Source organism: Acinetobacter wuhouensis (genome assembly GCF_001696605.3).
Taxonomy (GTDB): domain Bacteria; phylum Pseudomonadota; class Gammaproteobacteria; order Pseudomonadales; family Moraxellaceae; genus Acinetobacter; species Acinetobacter wuhouensis.
Map to the genome: position 1 here is coordinate 1,715,677 of NZ_CP031716.1, position 18,397 is coordinate 1,734,073.

Sequence of the window (18,397 nt, forward strand, 5' to 3'; positions counted from 1 at the left end):
ACATTAATCGAACAAGGATGTAGTAAATGACCAAGCTAGAACAACTATTAAGCCAATATGCGGCATATCATTTAGATCATAAAAATGTACTGACGCATTTCATTGGTATTCCGATGATTGTATTTTCAATCATGTGCTTAACTGCAAGAGCTGGCTTTTTGGTGTCAGGTTTTGAAATAACACTCGCCTTAATTTTATTGTTTTTAAGCGTGATTTATTATTTTAGCCTAGATAAAGCCTTAGGTTTACTCATGTTGGTGATTTATGCGATTGCCTATCCATTTGCGTATAAAATTGCACAATTGGGCATGGGCGCTTGGTTAACAATCAGTATAGGAACTTTTGTGGTGGGTTGGGTTTTTCAATTCGTGGGACATTTCTATGAAAAGAAAAAGCCTGCATTTGTCGATGATCTTGTTGGTCTAGCAATTGGTCCATTATTTGTTTTGGCTGAAGCTGTATTTTTATTGGGTTTCCGTAAAGATCTACAAGCTAAAATGTTAGAAGAGGCAAGACAGCAACGCCGTGCAATGGATGAAAAGTCATTACACACAGTGCATGCTAAATAAAAAATTGAATTGAATAAGCCTCTTTAAACTGATTTAAAGGGGCTTATTGATGCACATTTACTTATAGATCGGTTTATTTAGAATACAAATTCTTTGAAGAATAAAATTAGTCCAAAGAAAAGGATTGAGATTCCGAGAGCGAATTTTAACCTTTTTAAGAATGGATGATTAAAGTTTGGCATGCTAGAGGTTGCTATTTCATCGTATAGCTTCTAAATAACGACGATTGACTTCTTGCCAATTCACCACATTAAAAAATGCGCCAATATATTCAGGACGACGGTTTTGATATTTTAAATAATAAGCATGTTCCCAGACATCCAAAGCTAGAATTGGTGTATTGCCATGCATTAAAGGTGAATCTTGGTTGGCACTACTTTCAACGATGATTTTCTTTTCAGGTGTAATACTCAACCATGCCCAGCCGCTACCAAAACGGGTTAAAGCAGCTTTGGTAAAAGCATCTTTAAAAGTATCAAATCCGCCTAATTCTTGCTCAATTGCCAGTGAAATTTGACCAACAGGTTGTCCACCACCTTGAGGGCTCATGATTGTCCAAAATAAACTGTGATTGGCATGTCCGCCGGCATTGTTGATTACATTGTTTTTAAGTTCAACAGGGACTTCATTGACTTTTTTTACCAGTTCTTCTACTGAAAGTTTTTCCCACTCAGTTCCTTCAATCGCAGCATTGATATTATTGATATAGGTTTGATGATGCTTAGTATGATGGATTTCCATTGTTTTTGTATCAATGTTAGGTTCAAGTGCATCGTATGCATAAGGGAGTTGAGGAAGAGTATAAGCCATTAAATTGAACCCTGTGTTTATTTGATAATGAGAATCATTATTAAATAAAAATTATGATTATGCAAATCTTTATCCTTTAGTTCGATACTGCTTAGTTTGAGCGGGCGTTGAATATTTTAAGTGAGCGAATACAGTATTTTGATTTTTAATGACTTTAAAATAAAAAAACCACCCTGATCAAGGATGGTTTTGTTGAACTTAAATATTCGGAAAATTACACATTAAAACGGAAGTGCAAAACGTCGCCATCTTGAACAACGTAAGTTTTACCTTCTAGACGCCATTTCCCAGCTTCTTTTGCGCCGTTTTCACCGTTGTATTGAACAAAGTCATCATAGGCTACACATTCAGCACGGATAAAGCCTTTTTCAAAATCAGTGTGAATTACACCAGCCGCTTGAGGAGCAGTTGCACCAATTTTTACAGTCCAAGCACGTACTTCTTGTACTCCAGCTGTAAAGTAAGTTTGTAGACCCAAAAGACCATATCCTGCACGAATGACCACGTTTAGACCTGGTTCTTCCATGCCCAAAGCTTCTAGGAATTCAGCACGATCTTCATCTTCAAGTAATGAAATTTCAGCTTCGATTTGGTTGCAAAGTGGCACTACAATTGCATTTTCTTCAGCAGCTAACTTTTTCACAGCTTCTAAATGTGGGTTATTTTCAAAACCATCTTCAGCAACGTTCGCGATGTACATGGTTGGTTTTAAAGTCATTAAACCAAAACCACGAACCAATTTGCGTTCATCATCATCAAGGTCAGCGGCACGTGCAGGTTTACCTTCATCCAATAGTGGCTGAATTTTTTCTAAAACTGCTTTAACCGCAATCGCTTCTTTGTCGCCACCTTTTGCAGATTTTGTTAAACGTAACAAAGCTTTAGCAACAGCATCCAAATCTGCAAGTGCAAGTTCAGTATTGATGGTTGCGATGTCATCTAATGGATCAATTTTACCATTTACATGAATCACGTTTTCGTCTTCAAAACAACGAACCACATGTGCAATTGCATCTGTTTCACGGATATTCGCAAGGAATTGGTTACCCAAACCTTCACCTTTAGATGCACCAGCTACTAAACCTGCAATATCAACGAATTCCATCGTTGTTGGAATCACACGTTGTGGTTTAACGATCTCAGTCAATTTGTCTAAACGTGGATCTGGAACTGGAACGATGCCTGTGTTTGGTTCAATGGTACAAAATGGGAAGTTTTCCGCAGCAATAGCAGCTTTAGTCAATGCATTGAAAAGTGTAGATTTACCCACGTTCGGCAAGCCGACAATACCGCAATTAAAACCCATGAAATAACTCACAAAGTGTTATATAAAAATTGCCGATGATTTTACATGAAAGCGATGATAAAGTCAGGTCTTAGACTTAAGATTAAAATGAGTTATCTAAAAGTCTCACCAGATCTAATAGATCAGTTGCATGTAAATCATTATCAACACACGGCGAAACGTCTTTAATTCTGGATGAACCAAATTCTAATGGTCTTTTAATATAAGCGGTATGCAAGCCACATTCACGTGCTGCTTCCAAGTCGGAATGATGTGCTGCAACCATCATGACTTGTTCAGGTCTGATATTAAGCAATTCAGCCACACCTAAATATGTCTTTGGTGAAGGTTTGTAGGCTCTAAAGTTTTCTGCTGAAAAAATATAATCCCAAGGTAACTTGGCATGTCTAGCCATATCAACCAAAAGACGAATATTTCCATTAGAAAGCGTACAAATAATATATTTTTCTTTGAGTTGTTCTAGAGCTTTGACCGAATCTTGCCATGGAACCAATCTATGCCATACATGATTTAAATGGATGATTTGCGCTTCACTCAAACGATCGATTTTATATTGAATCAATAGGCTATCCAAAATCATGCGATGTAAATCATCAATCGAAGTCCAAGGTAATTCACCTGCAAGTACCTTATCCATAGCGGGACGGTAGCCAACACGCCAGTCCAGTGCAAATTGATTTGCATCAATTGCCAAATTCATTATTTCAATTTCTTGAACAATGGATGAATGCCAATCAACAACAGTACCGAAAATATCGAATGCCAGAACTTTAATTTGACTGAAATCACGCATAGCGGAATACCCAATTTTTATTATTCATGGTTTTTATAATTTGTTTTGAACAATTTGCATATAGTGAGAGGCATTTGTTTTTAATCTGTTCACTATTTCAACGTAAAATAATTGCCCAACTTTCGAGTTAGGCAATTTGGATTCTATATTTTTCGTTTATCCAACTGACTCGCTAAACTATCTCCAAAAGCTTGTACGAGCATGACGAGTGCAACCAAAACCACGATCACTGCAAACATGATTTGCATATCAAAACGTTGGTATCCGTAGCGATAGGCAATATCACCCAAGCCACCTGCACCAATAGCACCGGCAATCGCAGAAGAGTTAATCATGGTCACGATGGTGACAGTAAAACCAGCAACAATTCCAGGTAAAGCTTCAGGCAGAAGGACATGCCAAATGATTTGTTTGCGATTACAACCCATCGCTTGAGCAGCTTCAATCAGACCTTGATCAACTTCCCGTAGACTGACTTCTGCGATACGTGCAAAGAAAGGCGTTGCAGCTAAAGTCAGTGGAACGACTGCTGCCCAAACTCCATAACTTGTTCCGACAATCCAACGTGTAAGCGGAATCAGCGCAACCATTAAAATCAAAAAAGGGACAGAACGCGTGATGTTAATTACTGTACCAAGTGCATGATTAATTTTTTTGGAGGGATAAATGCCTTGCTCAGAGGTATTGACCAATATAACAGCCAAAGGTAAACCAATTAAAAAGGCAACTACGGCAGACACGCCAACCATGATTAAAGTATCAATCGTACCTGTCAGTAATAAATCAATGAGTTGGTCTTGCATAGCCGAGTACCTCAATTTGCGCAATGTAATGTTTTAGTTTTTCTTGTAGATGTTGAATGTCGAGATCTGTTTGAGCAGTCCCAACAATGAGTGTTCCAATCAAATGCCCTTGAATGCTGTCAATATGGCTTTGATATAAATGCACAGAATGATCAAATGCCTGAAAGACTTGAGTTAAATCAGGTGAATGTTTCGGATCAGTTTCATAACGAAGTTTGACAATGCTATGTGTTGAATCATTGTGCAGTTCACGATTCACTTGAAACGGTAAATCCAATTGTTCTAAGTTCAATAATTCCTGCGTGATTTTTTGCTGTGGCTGTGAAAATACCGACCACACTTGCCCCGATTCAACAATTTCACCATGTTCAATCACCACGACTTGATCGCAAATTTCACGAATAACTTGCATTTCATGGGTAATTAAAACAATGGTAATCCCTAATTCTCGATTGATTTTTTTCAATAAAGACAGCACCACTGAGGTGCTTTCAGGGTCAAGCGCAGAAGTCGCTTCATCACAAAGTAAAATCTCAGGATGATGCACCAAAGCGCGAGCAATCCCAACACGTTGTTTTTGTCCGCCAGACAATTGAGCAGGGTAGTTATTGGCTTTACTGTCCAAACCGACCAGTGTGAGCGCTTCATTCACACGTGTTTCGATTTCAGCTTTATTCACATGCGCTATTTTTAAAGGCAGTGCAACATTTTCCCAAACAGTTTTGGCTGACATGAGATTGAAATGCTGAAAAATCATGCCAATTTTTTGACGCGTTTGAATCAATTCAGCATGACTCAATTCCGCTAAATTCTGTTGATGAATATGAATACTGCCCTCGGAAATACTTTCCAAACCATTTAAGGTGCGAATCAGTGATGATTTTCCTGCACCACTTTTACCGATGATGCCGAAAATCTTGCCTTGTGGGATATCGAGGTTGATGTTTTTCAGTGCATGAGTTTGTTGATTTTGCCCATCATAATATTTATTGAGATCTCGAATTTTAATATGAGGGACTGAAAAATCGACCTGTGAGCCGAAGCTAACCATGTTTATTCTCCTTATTTCCAGCCTGCAAACCACATGTCTTTACCGAAATCTTTGTCTAAAATTTCACGGACTTGTTGTGAGTTTTGGAAAGCATGGATAAATTTTGCTAATTTTTGATTTTGGTCTTGATAATCACTGCGTGTAACAAAAAGAATCGCGTACTTTTTATCAATCGGATCTAAGAACAATGCGCTGTGTGGATCTGCTTTTTTCGCCATATTTAGATAATGAGGGAAACCAAAAATCAGATCAGCATCGTCATAAGCTAAAGCAGTTTGTGGACCTTCAACTTCTAAAAATTTCAATTGCTTAGGATTGGCGACAATATCTTGAAGGGTAGACAATTCATTATTGACATCTTTGATTTGAATTAATCCCGCACGGTGCAATAAGATCAATGCACGTGCTGAATTTACAGGATCACTTGGAATAACCACACGCGCATTTTGTGGCAATGCGCCTAAGGATTTATATTGTTTTGAATATAAACCGACATGACTACCACTGCCTGTACCAAAAGCGTGTAAATCGTAATTGGTCTGTTTAATGGCATTTTTAAGAAATACACTTTGTTGGAAAAAATTCGCATCAATGTCACGGTTTTGTACTGCAACATTCGGTGCTTGCCAATCCGAAAATTCTACCAATTTGACGTGAATACCATCTTTTTCAACTTCATTGGCAACCGCTTGTAAAAGCTCTGCATAAGGTGGGCTGATGCCTATGGTCAAGACATTATCTTGCTGTTGATTTTTGACATAGCGATAGCTGAATAGCCCAACTACGACAAGAATAACGATAAGCCCAATGATCAGATTTTTGCTTTTGAGTTTGGAAACTTGAGACATGATTTATTCCTTATTTCCAACCTGCAAACCATAGGTTTTCACCGACATCATCATTTAAAGCTTGTTTCACTTTGTCAGATGTTTGATAAATTTTAATAAATTCTTTTAACTGTTCTGCTTTCTTAGGATGGGTTTGCTCATAATCGTCTTTCACCACAAATAAAATGGCATAACGGGTATTGGTATTGTCATCCAATAACAAAGCTTTATTTGGATCAATTGTTTTTGCTAAACGTAAATAGAGTGGATAGCTAAATACCAAATCGGCATCATCAACTGCACGTGCAGTCTGCGGTCCTTCAACTTCGATGAAATTAAAATGCTTTGGATTTTCTGTAATGTCTTGCAAATTCGACAAATGATTTTCAGGATCTTTGAGCGTAATGAGTTTGGCTTGTTGTAATAGCAATAAAGCACGTCCTTGATTCACAGGATCATTGGGAATCACCACACGAGCATTTTCAGGCACAGCATCTAAGGAATTATATTTTTTAGAATAAAGCCCAACATGGGTTGCAACACCTGTGGCAATCGGTTTGAGCTTAAAGCCTGTTTCTTTGGTGGCATTGCTTAAAAATGGCTGATGTTGAAAATAGTTGGCATCAATATCACCATGATTCAGCGTGATATTGGGTGTATTCCAATCTGAAAATTCGACGAGTTTTATATGAATCCCTTTTTGCTTTGCTTCATCAACCGCAACTTGTAAAGGTTTTGCAAATGGTGGACTAATCCCCAGGGTAATCTCTTCTGAACCTGCTTTTTTATGCTGATTCCAATAAATTAATCCTGCGATGACCGCGATAATAATCACACCAAGTACAATAAACTTGTTTTTGGATTGTTGTGATTTGGCTGTTGTATTTGTTTGAGTCATAAGTTGCCCCGAATATAGTGAATATTTAAAATGAAGTCGTTTTAAGCACTTTGCTTTTGCTTAGGTATTGCATCTGTGCTATTTAATGTGTTCGAGTTATCTTTTGAGTTTTGACATCGAAAATGTGAAGCAGGGTGTAGCGCTGTAAGATGATCGCCATGTTGAAAGATTTTTTGGCGTAAAGAGCCTTGCGCATATTGAGTCTTAAATCGTCCCCGTTGTTGGAGTTCTGGAATCACATATTGAATAAAGTCATGATGTGATTCAGGTGCTACTGTGCGCGTCAGGTTAAAACCATCAATCCCTGTTTCATCAATCAGTTGAATCAGTTTTTCAGCAATGGTTTGACCACTCCCGATGATCAGTGGATAACGTCCGCCAAGTTTGTGCTGTGCTTTTAAATCATTTGGCGTGATTTTGTTTTCTTTAAACTTATTATTCACCGATGCAATGCTATTGGTTTGACGATAAGGAATCGCTTCATCATCTGCATATTGCGCGAGATTAATCCCCACTGAACTTGAGAAATGCGCCAAACCTGCTTCAGGGCTTGCATAACTTGCATATTCTTCAAGTTTTTGCTGTGCCAATACATCCGTTTCAGCGGTGACGACTGTAATACCGACAAAGATTTTAATGTCCTCAGGGTTGCGACCTTGTTGCACAGCCAATTCACGAATTTTATTAACCTGCTGTTTGAGCTTTTCAGGTTGGTCACCGCCAATAAACACACATTCGGCATGTCGGGTAGAGAAGGCCAAACCACGAGGTGATGCACCTGCTTGAAACAGTACAGGCGTGCGTTGTGGCGAGGGTGAAACTTGGAATACCCCCTCACTTTGATAGAAACGACCTTGATGTTGAATCTGATGGACTTTATGAGGATCAGTGAAAATTCGATTTACTTTATCTTTACGAATCGCATCATTTTCCCAAGAACCTTCCCAATATTTATAGCAAAGCTCTAAGAACTCTTCGGCTTGTTCATAGCGCAGATCATGGTCTTTTAAACCCTTTTGACCAATTAAACGCTCGGCACTGTCCAAATACCCTGTGACAATGTTCCAACCGATACGGCCTTGGGTGAGATGATCTAAACTCGCAAAGCGCCGTGCAAATTGATAAGGCGTTTCATAACTTAGATTGACTGTAATTCCAAAACCTAAGTTTTGAGTCACACTCGCCATCGCTGAAACCAATGTCGATGGATCATGGCTTGGCAATTGAATAGATTCTTTCAGTGTCAAATCTATACCATTCTGATATACATCATAGACCCCTGTAATATCGGCAATAAATAAACCATCGAACAATCCTGCTTCCAAGGTTTTTGCAAGATCAGTCCAATAACTGAGCTCATTGAAACGATGTGATTCATCACGAGGATGCGTCCACAAACCATGATTGATATGACCCACGCTGTTCATATCAAAAGCATTGAGTAGAATTTGCTTTTTTTGCGTTGATTTTTGAGATGTATTTGTCATTACAATGTCCCTCTGCGTGGTGGAAGAATATTGTTCAGCACATAATTTCCAATAAAGTAATATTTCCAACGAGATGCATCATGCAAGGTATGTACACGAGCATTGCGCCAATGACGATCTAAGCCATCCACACGCTGACTGCCTCGACTTCCTGCAAGTTCAATTAATTTCGATGATGCTTTGAGCGCTGTTTCTGTACTGTGCGCACGAACCTTTGCGACATCGATTGAAGCTTTGGCAATATTCTCAGCAGTTGGATGAGGCTTTGCTAGATCAATCGATTGAGCCGCTTGTTTGAGGAGTACTTCACTTGCTCGAACATCAGCTGCTACACGACCCAATTCATAAATGGTTAATGGATCTTGATCTGCACTTTCTACTTTGGCATCGACCCAAGCCCGTGCCTTTTTCACACTTTGAATGGTTTCTTCAAATGCAGCTCGGGCGATGCCTGTTTCAATTGCAGCATGCATGATTTGCGCAAAAGGACCGACCAAGGTGGGTTCGGAAAATGCGCGATCAAAACGCACTACATCTTCTGCTTCAACAAAAACTTGATTGAATTTAACCGTACCGCTACCTGTCGTTTTTTGTCCAAAACCTGTCCAATCATTGATACGTTGAACGCCTTGAGCATCGGCTGAAATAAAAGCAAGGTATTCACGATCCTCTGCATCACGGACAAGCGTTGGAATACGATGTGCAAATAAGCTGCCTGTGCAATAGAATTTTTCACCATTCACCACAAAGCCATGCTGATTTTGAGCTTGCGCAATTTGGGTATGTTTTTGCGCTGCGGTTTTGGTCTTAAACTCTGCCAATGCATTGCCATAACGCGCACCTGCGAGTACTTCGGCATAGAACTTTTGCTTTTGCGTTTCTGTGCCATTATTGCGCAGTACTTCCAAAGCATAAAAATGGTTCTGCGGAATTTGTCCGATTGAACCATCTACACCACTCAAAAGTGCAATGATTTTCGCCACAGTCAGACTGGAAACTTCCGCACCACCATATTGCTTTGGTACTGTAATTGCCCATAAACCTGATTGGCTAAAGGCTTCAATTTCCTCAAAAGGCAAAAGACGTTCAGCATCTCGTTGAATCGCACGTTCTTTAAATTGCACACTTAAGGCTTCGGCAATCTCTAAAGCCTCTGCATCAGTTTTGATTATATGTGCTTTGCCAAAGCCTAGATTTGCAACGGTTTCAGTGTGTTCAGACTTATAAATATTTTGAAAAGTGGTCATCTTAATTCCCCTGATGAATGATTTTTACTGTGTGTTAAATCCAAGCATGGCGTTGGTTTTGCACACCATTGAGGTAAAAATTACCAATGGCATAAAATTTCCAACGCACAGGGTCATGTAGGGTATGCACGCGGGCATTGCGCCAATGTTGATCGAGATTGTGTGTCTCCAAACTTGAACGGCTACCACCAAGTTCAATCAGCTTTTCAGAAATATGCAGGGCAGCATCATTGGCATAGACTTTGGCTTCAGCCACAATGATCGAAGCTTTACTGGCTTCTTCAGGTGTAACAATCTCTTGAGAATCAAGTTGATCAAGATATTCAGCCGCTTCATCCAACAGTAAAATAGAAGCATCAAGCAAAATATTCAGTTTGCCGACTTCCTGTAGGGTGTAGGCTTCAAAACTGGCTTTCTCGACATTGGCATCGACAATAGGGCGTGCTTTATGAATCGTAGAAATTGTTTCGGCAAAGGCTGCTTCTGCGATTCCAACATCAATCGCCACTTGGATCAGTTGTGAATATGCACCACGATATTTAGATAAATCTGCGAGCACATGTTCTTTCATGATTAAGTCAGGATGAACCACCACATTATTTAAGCGAACTGTGCCACTCGCTGTGGTACGTTGCCCAAAGCCATCCCAATCATTCAAAATTTCAACACCTTTTGCCTTGGCATCAATAATGGTTAAAACCGTATAGCCCTCAGGATGTAAGGCACGAATGGCTAAGTAATCTGCAAAATAAGAACCCGTAGAATAGAATTTTTCGCCATTTAAAAGATATTGATCTTCAATTTTGTCTAATCGTGTTGTGATCGCAGTTGTATCTTTGCTATGACGTTCAGGACCACCATTGGCTAAACGTTTTCCTTTGAGTATTTCGCCATAAATAAACTGTTTTTGTGGTTCAGTGGCAATTTGTTCAATCGCATTCAATAAGCCAAACTGATTTTGTGGAATTTGCCCGACACTTGCATCTGCTTTGGATAAGATACGAAAAACCTGAACCAAAGTTTTATTGGAAACTTCCGCACCCCCATATTTTTTGGCGATGCGAATTCCTCCCAAGCCTTTGTGACTGAAATCATCAATCACATCAACAGGGAGAATACGTTGTTGATCACGAATATTTCGTTCTACCAATGCAAAGTCAGCAACTTGATAGGCTGCATTAATTGCTTGTTGATCATTTTCAATAATAAAAATATTGGCTGTTGAATTTAAAGTAGACATGTTGGCACCTGTAGATCAATACCAAAACGCTAAGCAATATTTGATAGAAAAGTAAATGAAGTTTTCTGCGATAAACTGCATGAATAATATTAAGCATCATTCAAGCTAAATTTATGATTATTGATGATAAATTAACTTATTGATCTATAATAAATTTGTTGAATATTCACTGTTTTTATATAAGGTTGCAGTCAAGTTTTTATAGTGAAAATGCATATTCTTGGCAAAAACAGTGATAAGTCCGCTTTAAACAACAGTTTAAATATTGGGCTGAATGACAGGGCATTTGAGCAAAATGTTCATTGTAATTCTGCGGATGAGTGTCTAAAGTACAGAAGATTAGTCAGGATTCATCTATCTATTTTAGATCACCTTAAGTTTTTAATTAGAAGAATAAATTTGGAGATTTCATGCGCACGTTGTACCAATTCCCACTCTCTCATTATTGCGAAAAAGCACGTTGGTTGCTGGATCATAAGGAATTGGATTTTATTGCGCAAAATGTTACGCCAGGTGTACATCGCGCTTTTGCTCAACTAAAAACTGGGCAAAATAAATTACCGATTTTAAAAGATGGCGAAAAATATGTAGCTGGAACAACCCAAATTGCACTGTATTTAGATGATGTCTATCCAGAACATCGTTTGATTCGTGGCGATGCGACGCTACGTGAAAAGATCTTAGAAATAGATGGGATTTGTAATGAACTGGGGATTCATGTACGTCGTTGGGGCTTGGCACATGCACTGGCTGAAGGTGATGAATCACTTGAAATTATTATCGGTGAAAAAGGTTATTTACGTCAGTTTGAGAAGTTTTCCAAACCAATTCTAAAAAGTTTGATGTCAAAACGCTATCAGCTCGATGATGAGCGTGTGGAACAGTCTAAATATAGCCTCGATATGACGATTGAAAGCCTGAATCAAGTTTTAGTTGAAAATGGATGTCGTTATATGGTTGGAGATCGTTTAGGATTGGCTGATATTGCGGTATGTTCTATGCTTGCACCTTTACTGACGCTTGATTCAACGCCATGGGAAAGAGAACAGACAGAGCATAAGTCAGTTGAATTCACAGCGTTTTGCCAGCATTTACTGGAACTTCCTTTGGGACAATATATCAAACGAATTTATGCAACTGAACGTCATGCACGTGTGGATTGGCGCGGGATTTAAATAGAATTACAGGTGTAATCGAGATAGATTCTCAATATAAGTCTCCAATTTTTTGAAAAATTCAGTATCATAGGGCGTGATTGGAGATTTTTTGAATGCAAAAGTTCGTGATGTTAGGTGCTTTAAGCACTGTTTTATTGATGGTAGGTTGTGCTGAAAAAAAACCTGCAACGCCTGAAGAGATTTGGCAAGGTTACTGTACCAGTATTGGCAATGCAGCGCGTTCGATCACTTTAGATCGTCAAAACGGTATAACGCATAAAGAAGCGTTAGACTATGCTAATAAAGTAACAGATCCAACAACGAAAGGTTTTGTACTTGAATATCTTGAAAAAATTTATGCATTACCAGATGCAGAATTGAAAACTGATCAAACTGCGGTACAAACCAAGTTCAAACAAGAAGCCTATGAACAGTGTTTAAAAACACCACATGATCCGAAAAAAATGCCAGATTACAAACCGTTCTAAGTGAACGGTTTTTTTATATCAGTCATTTATGGAAATAGGTCAAATTTAGTCACAAAATATGATTAGCATAAAAAAAGAAAAGCATATATAAAATATAGAAATAGAAAATAAAAACTCGCGAGGACTGATCATGGAAGTTGTTGCATATTTACACAATGCGGATTTGCTCGTAGAAGATGAACAAGGTGTGGCTGTCATTAGTGGGAGCCATTATGTACTGAGTCTTGGTGATAAAGTTTTTTTCCAAGAAATGATTGATGAACAAGCCAAACTCTATTTAGTCAAAATATCCTTTGCCAGTGCAGATCACATGATGTTGCATGAGGACGAAGTACAAATGAAATTTGAAGGTTGTCGTACTGAATTTCAAAAGTACGTAAACAGTACAACAGTCCACTAAGGTGTAATACTTTTAGTCACAATACTATGGCAACATTTAGGTTGCCATTTTTATGTCTATAAAATGTCGTTAAAAGTAATGCGAATGTCAGTAATCTCTGAAATGATTGTTGAATGATCAAATTTCAAGTTTTCCGTATAAGAAGTGCTTAACTATTTATTTACAAAATAATGGTCATCACGAATTAATACGTTCATTGCATTAACTTTTGACATGATTTTTAGTAAAATTTGACAGTCCATATTGCTCGTGAAGCTTTTGACAAGCTGGAATTCATAAGCAATTTTTTAAAAAAGAGGAATAACACCGTGCTAGAAGCTTACCGCCAACACGTTGCAGAACGTGCCGCACTCGGAGTCCCACCGAAGCCACTTGATGATGCTCAAACTGCTGAACTAGTTGAATTATTAAAAAATCCACCAGCTGGCGAAGAAGCATTCTTAGTTGACTTGCTTGAAAATCGTGTTCCAGCAGGTGTTGACCAAGCTGCTTATGTAAAAGCTGCATTTTTAACAGCTGTTGCAAAAGGTGAAGCGACTTCTCCATTAGTTTCTAAAGAACGCGCGGTTTACTTACTAGGTACTATGCTTGGTGGTTATAACGTAGCGCCTTTAGTTGCTCTTCTTGATGATGCTGCGCTTGCTGAACTTGCTGCTGAAGCACTTAAGAAAACTCTTCTTGTATTTGATGCGTTCCATGACGTTGCTGACAAAGCAAAAGCGGGCAATGCAAATGCACAAGCAGTGATGCAATCTTGGGCTGATGCTGAATGGTTCACTAGCCGTAAAGATGTTCCAGAAGAAATCAAACTTACAGTTTTCAAAGTAACTGGCGAAACAAACACAGACGACTTGTCACCTGCACAAGACGCTTGGAGCCGTCCAGATATTCCATTACATGCAAATGCAATGTTGAAAAACGTACGTGACGGTATCAACCCAGAAGTTCCTGGTGAAGTTGGTCCACTTAACCAAATTAAAGATCTTGTTGCGAAAGGCAATCAAGTTGCTTACGTTGGTGACGTTGTTGGTACAGGTTCAAGCCGTAAATCAGCAACTAACTCTGTTCTTTGGTTCTTCGGTGATGACATTCCGCATATTCCGAACAAAAAAGACGGTGGTTACTGCTTAGGTTCTAAAATTGCGCCGATTTTCTTCAACACTATGGAAGATGCTGGTGCATTACCAGTTGAAATCGACGTTCAAAACATGAACATGGGCGACGAAATCGTTCTTAAAATTGATCACGCTGCTGCAAAAGTAACTGCATCTAAAGATGGTGCTGTGATTGCTGAAGCTGAACTTAAAACTCCAGTTCTTCTAGACGAAGTTCGTGCTGGTGGTCGTATCAACTTGATCGTTGGTCGTGGTTTGACAACTAAAGCGCGTGAAGCTTTAGGTCTTCCTGCTTCTACTTTATTCCGTGCACCAGTTCAACCTGCTGCAACTGGTAAAGGCTTCACTCAAGCTCAAAAAATGGTTGGTCGCGCTTGTGGTCTTCCTGAAGGTCAAGGTGTACTTCCAGGTACTTACTGTGAACCTAAAATGACGACTGTTGGTTCGCAAGATACAACTGGTCCGATGACTCGTGACGAATTGAAAGACTTAGCTTGCTTAGGCTTCTCTGCTGACTTAGTTATGCAATCTTTCTGTCATACAGCTGCGTATCCAAAACCAGTTGACGTTCAAATGCAACACTCGCTTCCTGATTTCATCATGAACCGTGGTGGTGTATCACTACGTCCAGGTGACGGTATTATCCACTCTTGGTTAAACCGTATGCTTCTTCCAGATACAGTTGGTACTGGTGGTGACTCACATACTCGTTTCCCAATCGGTATTTCATTCCCAGCAGGTTCTGGTCTTGTAGCGTTCGCTGCTGCAACTGGTGTTATGCCACTTGATATGCCTGAATCTATTCTTGTTAAGTTCAAGGGTAAAATGCAACCTGGTATCACTTTACGTGACCTTGTACATGCAATCCCTTATGTTGCGATCCAACAAGGTGACTTAACTGTAGAGAAGAAAGGTAAGAAAAACATCTTCTCTGGTCGTATCCTTGAGATCGACTTAACAGAAATGGAAACTGACTTAACTGTTGAGCAAGCATTCGAACTTTCTGATGCTTCTGCTGAACGTTCTGCTGCTGGTTGTTCTATCACTCTTTCTGAAGAGAAAGTTGCTGAATACCTTAAATCAAACATTACTATGTTGAAATGGATGATTTCTGAAGGTTATGGCGATGCGCGTACTATGGCTCGTCGTGTTGAGAACATGGAAAAATGGTTGGCGAATCCATCACTTCTTAAAGCTGATGCAGATGCTGAATACACTAAAGTGTATGAAATCGACCTTGCGACAATCACTGAGCCAGTTCTTTGCTGTCCAAACGATCCAGATGATGCGAAATTGTTATCTGACGTTCAAGGCGTGAAAATTGACGAAGTATTCGTTGGTTCTTGTATGACTAACATCGGTCACTTCCGTGCTGCTGGTAAATTACTTGATAAAGTACCTGGTGGTTCATTGTCTACTCGTTTATGGTTGGCTCCACCAACTCGTATGGACGAGCGTCAATTGATGGAAGAAGGTTTCTATAACATTTATGGTAAAGCTGGCGCGCGTACTGAAATGCCAGGTTGTTCATTATGTATGGGTAACCAAGCACGTGTAGCTCCGAACACGACTTGTGTGTCGACTTCTACTCGTAACTTCCCGAACCGTTTAGGTCAAGGTGCGAACGTTTACTTAGCTTCTGCTGAACTTGCTTCTGTTGCTGCTGTACTTGGTAAATTACCAACTCCAGAAGAATATCAACAGTATGCAGCTCAAATTGACAGCATGTCTGCTGACATCTATCAATACTTAAGCTTCGACAAAATGGAAACGTATACTGACGCTTCTAAAGAAGTTGATACTAAGAAAATTGCTGCTGCTCAATTGTCTTAATTGATTAAGTAGTTAAAATAAGGGCTGATTATTCAGCCCTTATTTTTATGCAAAATTATTATGAAAAAAAATTTGAATCTCTCGTATTTGAGTTTGATTCTGTGGTAGCAAAAGAAAAAATTGTAGAAGAGCTTTTATATAAAAGTTCACAGCCAAAATTTGAAAATTATAAAAATAAATTTGATATGTTTTGGCAATCAAATTTTATAAACTTACTTACAGAAGATAATGTAAGGCATGAAAATTATATTCTCGCATTAAGCCAATATATACGGTTTGGCATTACTGATAAAAATATTTGTATAAATTATTTAAAACGAAATATTCAAAGTTTTATTTTATCGGTGCGTTATTCTGGGTTAATCCTTCGATCAGATCATAATTCGTGGTGTGTTCTAAATGAAATTGAACAAGAAATAGAAAATGAAATACTACATGCTTTTTTTCAGACAGTACAATATTTACAATCACAATATAAGCATCGACTAGAAATTTATGAAGATATAAAAAATAAGCTTAATATAGGTCAAGTCACTGCTATGGTTTTTGGCAGTTTATATGCTTATGAGTATTTGATACCTAATCAAGATTATTTTGATTATTTACCTTATCAGTTTGACATAATCGAAAAAAATTCAGCGGAAACAGTTTGGAAAGCTTTTGATGAGATTGTTAAAACATCTAAAAAAAATACTAGAAGATTAACTGAACAATCAATCGCTTTAGCTTTAAAAAATAAATTAATGCCTTTTTTGATTGATGAGGGTATGACCTTACTGCTTCAAGAGCAATATGAACTTTATAAAAAACTTGTGGCTATTAAAATTGAGATTATTAATTATAAAAGAAATGTACTAGAGTCGTTTTGTTTTGATAAGCAGGTAAATTACAAGCTAAACAATTCAGAACTGATTTATACAAATACAGAAGAGAATAAGGATAATTGGTCAGAGAAAAATGCGTTATTAATAAACTATTGGTTTAGTGTTGGTGCTGAAAAATTACTAAATTCTGATGCAATATACAGCATTATAAATACGGGTGATAATTTAGAGGCTAATGCAGTTGCACTATCAAAAGCGTTTGGTATACAAGAGCAGTTATCTAAAGTTTATGGGGTCTCACAATTCAGTATTAATAATCAAAAGCTCGATGCTTATGAAACAATGATCACCATGACTTTGTCACAAGCTCATTATTTAAAAGATCATATAGAAAAATTTATGTGTTTTTCACCTAATGCAAAAAGTAATTTGCATGCATTAGCACAGATGACTATGCATGGTTTTGCGATAGGTGAAAACAGAATGCCTTTCACATTTGCGAAACGTGAAGATAAAATTAAAAGAATGTCTTCTTGGGTAAAAGGAAGTTCAAATACTGTCAAAAAAAAGAAAATGGCTCAAATCTTAACTTTTTGGAGTTGTGATTTATATCATGAGAATGATATTTCTACCTTTCAACAAAAGCCATTCTATAAAATTGATGATTTTATTTTTCAATTTCCTTGGTTAACAGCATTTCAAAATGTGAACACAATGATGATTAACTATATTCGTAAACTTCATAAAAATCGTTCAGAGCTTAGAAGTGAAACTGATAATATTGAATTAAATCTGGCTGATAAATTTAAAAATGCTGGATTTCAAGTGTTTTGCCAATATCAGCCTCAAGATAGAGAGGTTGGTGAGATTGATCTTATAGCGCTATACGATAACAATGTGATTGTGGCAGAGGTTAAATCGACATACATTAAAAGCAGTATTCAAGAAATTTACGAATATAGAAACTTCACTTTAAATAAGGCAGCTTATCAACTATCAAAAAAAGTAGCCTACGTCAGAAATGAATTTTTAAATCAATATTTTGAAAATGTAGACGACGTAAAAATTCACTCTTGGATTATAGATACAACTTTAGAATTTGATCATCAGTATTTAGGTAATCATCTTAAAATATCTATGGATGAAATAATTATATCCTTAAATGGAAAAGTTGATTTTATGGATTCGATTGTAGATGGTTTATTGGATGAAGAGGGAGTTGTAAATAATATTGATCCACTTAAGTTTATTGATGATATTGAGAATGATAAATTTTGGACACATCAAATTGGTAATTATGATGGTTTTATGAATCGGATGTTGAGCAAATTGAATGTCTAAACAATCCCGCTTCCTCTGTATAGGAGGCTTCCTCAACGGAACTCAAGTCAAAGACCAAGGCGACAGTTTTGTCTGTATCAAAAACGGCAAACATGTGACGTATTTCAAAAAAGCAATATTCAACCAAGATTCTTATATCTGTGAAACAATCAGTAATTCAGATGTTATAAATTGGGTTTATGACATAAAGCTAGAAAGAGAAAGATGA

General features: G+C 37.9%; 17 protein-coding genes. 7 read left to right on the forward strand and 10 right to left on the reverse strand.

Annotated elements, in window-relative coordinates; all coding sequences use genetic code 11:
* The first annotated feature begins 26 nt into the window (after positions 1 to 26).
* Complete coding sequence (locus BEN71_RS08725) at positions 27 to 569, forward strand: Mpo1 family 2-hydroxy fatty acid dioxygenase (protein WP_068974526.1); 543 nt, start codon at positions 27 to 29, stop codon at positions 567 to 569.
* A gap of 198 nt (positions 570 to 767) precedes the next feature.
* Here the strand turns inward: BEN71_RS08725 and BEN71_RS08730 are convergent, their stop codons facing one another.
* From BEN71_RS08730 to BEN71_RS08775, 10 genes are all read right to left on the reverse strand, one after another.
* Positions 768 to 1,379, reverse strand: a complete 612-nt coding sequence (locus BEN71_RS08730; protein ID WP_068974527.1) for a superoxide dismutase — start codon at positions 1,377 to 1,379, stop codon at positions 768 to 770.
* A 214-nt stretch (positions 1,380 to 1,593) separates the two neighbouring features.
* Complete coding sequence (gene ychF, locus BEN71_RS08735; RefSeq protein WP_068974528.1) at positions 1,594 to 2,685, reverse strand: redox-regulated ATPase YchF; 1,092 nt, start codon at positions 2,683 to 2,685, stop codon at positions 1,594 to 1,596.
* Between the two features lie 82 nt (positions 2,686 to 2,767).
* On the reverse strand, positions 2,768 to 3,478 hold the full coding sequence (locus tag BEN71_RS08740; protein WP_068974529.1) for a haloacid dehalogenase type II: 711 nt from the start codon (positions 3,476 to 3,478) through the stop codon (positions 2,768 to 2,770).
* A 143-nt stretch (positions 3,479 to 3,621) separates the two neighbouring features.
* Positions 3,622 to 4,281, reverse strand: coding sequence for a methionine ABC transporter permease (locus tag BEN71_RS08745; RefSeq protein ID WP_068974530.1), 660 nt, complete (start codon positions 4,279 to 4,281; stop codon positions 3,622 to 3,624).
* Positions 4,262 to 5,332 carry a methionine ABC transporter ATP-binding protein gene (locus tag BEN71_RS08750; protein ID WP_068974531.1) on the reverse strand — a complete coding sequence of 357 codons (1,071 nt, stop codon included), beginning with the start codon at positions 5,330 to 5,332 and terminating at the stop codon, positions 4,262 to 4,264. The genes BEN71_RS08745 and BEN71_RS08750 overlap by 20 nt, the downstream gene beginning before the upstream one ends.
* An 11-nt stretch (positions 5,333 to 5,343) precedes the next feature.
* Positions 5,344 to 6,180, reverse strand: a complete 837-nt coding sequence (locus tag BEN71_RS08755; protein ID WP_068974532.1) for a MetQ/NlpA family ABC transporter substrate-binding protein — start codon at positions 6,178 to 6,180, stop codon at positions 5,344 to 5,346.
* A gap of 10 nt (positions 6,181 to 6,190) precedes the next feature.
* Complete coding sequence (locus BEN71_RS08760) at positions 6,191 to 7,057, reverse strand: MetQ/NlpA family ABC transporter substrate-binding protein (RefSeq protein ID WP_068974533.1); 867 nt, start codon at positions 7,055 to 7,057, stop codon at positions 6,191 to 6,193.
* Positions 7,058 to 7,098: 41 nt separating this feature from the next.
* A complete protein-coding gene (locus BEN71_RS08765; protein ID WP_068974534.1) occupies positions 7,099 to 8,544 on the reverse strand; it encodes an LLM class flavin-dependent oxidoreductase in 1,446 nt (481 codons plus the stop codon).
* A complete protein-coding gene (locus tag BEN71_RS08770; RefSeq protein ID WP_068974535.1) occupies positions 8,544 to 9,791 on the reverse strand; it encodes an SfnB family sulfur acquisition oxidoreductase in 1,248 nt (415 codons plus the stop codon). The genes BEN71_RS08765 and BEN71_RS08770 overlap by 1 nt, the downstream gene beginning before the upstream one ends.
* Before the next feature lie 34 nt (positions 9,792 to 9,825).
* Positions 9,826 to 11,031, reverse strand: coding sequence for an SfnB family sulfur acquisition oxidoreductase (locus BEN71_RS08775; RefSeq protein ID WP_068974536.1), 1,206 nt, complete (start codon positions 11,029 to 11,031; stop codon positions 9,826 to 9,828).
* Positions 11,032 to 11,441: 410 nt separating this feature from the next.
* On the opposite strand from BEN71_RS08775, the gene BEN71_RS08780 reads away from it, so the two are divergent.
* From BEN71_RS08780 to BEN71_RS08805, 6 genes are all read left to right on the forward strand, one after another.
* Positions 11,442 to 12,206: a glutathione S-transferase family protein gene (locus BEN71_RS08780; protein ID WP_068974537.1), complete on the forward strand. Its 765-nt coding sequence runs from the start codon at positions 11,442 to 11,444 to the stop codon at positions 12,204 to 12,206.
* A 95-nt stretch (positions 12,207 to 12,301) separates the two neighbouring features.
* The gene (locus BEN71_RS08785; RefSeq protein ID WP_068974538.1) at positions 12,302 to 12,676 is read left to right on the forward strand and encodes a hypothetical protein; all 375 of its coding nucleotides are present in this window, start codon (positions 12,302 to 12,304) and stop codon (positions 12,674 to 12,676) included.
* A gap of 130 nt (positions 12,677 to 12,806) precedes the next feature.
* Positions 12,807 to 13,076 carry a hypothetical protein gene (locus BEN71_RS08790; RefSeq protein WP_068974539.1) on the forward strand — a complete coding sequence of 90 codons (270 nt, stop codon included), beginning with the start codon at positions 12,807 to 12,809 and terminating at the stop codon, positions 13,074 to 13,076.
* A gap of 308 nt (positions 13,077 to 13,384) precedes the next feature.
* Positions 13,385 to 16,024, forward strand: a complete 2,640-nt coding sequence (locus tag BEN71_RS08795; RefSeq protein WP_068974540.1) for a bifunctional aconitate hydratase 2/2-methylisocitrate dehydratase — start codon at positions 13,385 to 13,387, stop codon at positions 16,022 to 16,024.
* 47 nt (positions 16,025 to 16,071) lie between these two features.
* Positions 16,072 to 18,189 carry a hypothetical protein gene (locus tag BEN71_RS08800; RefSeq protein WP_068974541.1) on the forward strand — a complete coding sequence of 706 codons (2,118 nt, stop codon included), beginning with the start codon at positions 16,072 to 16,074 and terminating at the stop codon, positions 18,187 to 18,189.
* Positions 18,182 to 18,397, forward strand: a complete 216-nt coding sequence (locus tag BEN71_RS08805; RefSeq protein WP_068974542.1) for a hypothetical protein — start codon at positions 18,182 to 18,184, stop codon at positions 18,395 to 18,397. Before BEN71_RS08800 ends, BEN71_RS08805 begins: the two co-directional genes overlap by 8 nt.